The 2,722-nt window shown below is 49.9% G+C and carries 1 rRNA gene; it reads right to left on the reverse strand.

Going from position 1 to position 2,722, the window contains the following annotated elements:
• Window positions 1–86: 86 nt before the first annotated feature.
• A 23S ribosomal RNA gene (locus I6U48_RS24840) occupies window positions 87–2,722 on the reverse strand; the annotation flags it as partial.

Raw genomic sequence — 2,722 nt, forward strand, 5'->3', positions numbered from 1 at the left:
TGCTCGCTTCTATCAATTTTGTTGCTACTTTTTGCAGTAACTCTTAGAGAACTTTGTTCTCTGAAAATTGCACAGTGAATTATAATTTGGTCAAGCCCTCGACCTATTAGTATCAGTCAGCTGAACATGTTACCACGCTTACACCTCTGACCTATCAACCTTGTGTTCTTCAAGGGGTCTTACTAGCTTACGCTATGGGAAATCTAATCTTGAGGTGGGCTTCACGCTTAGATGCTTTCAGCGTTTATCCCGTCCCGACATAGCTACCCAGCCGTGCTCCTGGCGGAACAACTGGTACACCAGAGGTCAGTCCATCCCGGTCCTCTCGTACTAAGGACAGCTCCTCTCAAATTTCCTACGCCCGCGACGGATAGGGACCGAACTGTCTCACGACGTTCTGAACCCAGCTCGCGTGCCGCTTTAATGGGCGAACAGCCCAACCCTTGGGACCTACTTCAGCCCCAGGATGCGACGAGCCGACATCGAGGTGCCAAACCTCCCCGTCGATGTGGACTCTTGGGGGAGATCAGCCTGTTATCCCCGAGGTAGCTTTTATCCGTTGAGCGATGGCCCTCCCACGAGGAACCACCGGATCACTAAGCCCGACTTTCGTCCCTGCTCCACTTGTATGTGTCGCAGTCAGGCTCCCTTCTGCCTTTGCACTCTACGAACGATTTCCAACCGTTCTGAGGGAACCTTTGGGCGCCTCCGTTACTTTTTAGGAGGCGACCGCCCCAGTCAAACTGCCCACCTAACAATGTCCCGTGACCAGATTCATGGCCGCCGGTTAGAATCCCAATACTGTCAGGGTGGTATCCCAAGGATGACTCCACAAAGGCTAACGCCCTTGCTTCTCAGTCTCCCACCTATCCTGTACAGACAATATCGAAACTCAATGCTAAGCTACAGTAAAGCTCTACGGGGTCTTTCCGTCCAATCGCGGGTAGCAAGCATCTTCACTTGCACTACAATTTCGCCGGATTTGTTGTCGAGACAGTGCCCAAATCATTACGCCATTCGTGCGGGTCGGAACTTACCCGACAAGGAATTTCGCTACCTTAGGACCGTTATAGTTACGGCCGCCGTTTACTGGGGCTTAAGTTCACACCTTCGCTTGCGCTAAGTGTTCCCCTTAACCTTCCAGCACCGGGCAGGCGTCAGCCCCTATACATCAGCTTTCGCTTTAGCAGAGACCTGTGTTTTTGCTAAACAGTTGCTTGGGCCTATTCTCTGCGGCCTACTTACGTAGGCACCCCTTATCGCTAACTTACGGGGTCAATTTGCCGAGTTCCTTGACAACAATTCTTCCGATGGTCTTAGGATTCTCTCCTCACCTACCTGTGTCGGTTTGCGGTACGGGCGCCAACTTCCTCCATAGAGACTTTTCTTGGCAGCGTGGAATCAGATACTTCGCCCAAAAGGGCTCCCCATCACACCTCAACTAAGTTCAACGGATTTGCCTGTCGAACATGTCTAAGTGCTTAGACGCACATCCAATAGTGCGCACATCCTATCCTCCTGCGTCATCCCATTTGTAATAACGTCAGTTGGCGGTATCGGAATATCAACCGATTGTCCATCACCTACGCCTTTCGGCCTCGGCTTAGGTCCCGACTAACCCTGAGCGGACGAGCCTTCCTCAGGAAACCTTAGGTTTTCGACCAATAAGATTCTCACTTATTTCTCGCTACTTATGCCAGCATACTCACTCCTGTACAGTCCACCGCTCCTTTCGGTACGACTTCAATCCATACAGGAAGCTCCTCTACCGCTCTTTCGAGCCCATAGCTTCGGTGGTAAGTTTTAGCCCCGAACATCTTCGGCGCAGGATCTCTCGACTAGTGAGCTATTACGCACTCTTTGAATGAGTGGCTGCTTCTAAGCCAACATCCTAGTTGTCTTAGAAATCCCACATCCTTTTCCACTTAACTTACACTTTGGGACCTTAGCTGATGATCTGGGCTGTTTCCCTTTTGACCACGGATCTTATCATTCGTAGTCTGACTGCTTTGATTCAAGTATATGGCATTCGGAGTTTGATAGGGTTCAGTAACTGTTGTCAGCCCCTAGCCCATTCAGTGCTCTACCTCCATTACTCATTCAAAACGCTAGCCCTAAAGCTATTTCGAGGAGAACCAGCTATCTCCGAGTTCGATTGGAATTTCTCCGCTATCCACAGCTCATCCCATGGTTTTTCAACACCAACGTGGTTCGGTCCTCCACGGAATTTTACTTCCGCTTCAACCTGTCCATGGATAGGTCACCCGGTTTCGGGTCTACGACATGCAACTTATTGCCCTATTCAGACTCGGTTTCCCTTCGGCTGCGCACCTTAAGTGCTTAACCTTGCTACATATCGTAACTCGCTGGCTCGTTCTACAAAAAGCACATCATCGTACATAAAAGTACTTTGATCGGTTGTGGACACACGGTTTCAGGTTCTATTTCACTCCCCTTCCGGGGTTCTTTTCACCTTTCCCTCACGGTACTGCTTCACTATCGGTCACCAGTTAGTATTTAGCCTTGGGAGGTGGTCCTCCCTGCTTCCCACAAGGTTTCACGTGTCTCGTGGTACTCTGGAGCAGATCTTATTGCTATTCTTTTTACTTACAGGGCTGTTACCTTCTATGGCGGAGCCTTCCAGCTCTCTTCAATTAAGAAATTACAACTTTTATGATCTGTCCTCAACCCCAGGAACAAGTTCCTGGTTTGGGCTCTTTCC

Origin of the sequence: Clostridium thailandense, from assembly GCF_019207025.1 — a bacterium.
Taxonomy (GTDB): Bacteria; Bacillota; Clostridia; order Clostridiales; family Clostridiaceae; genus Clostridium_AM; species Clostridium_AM thailandense.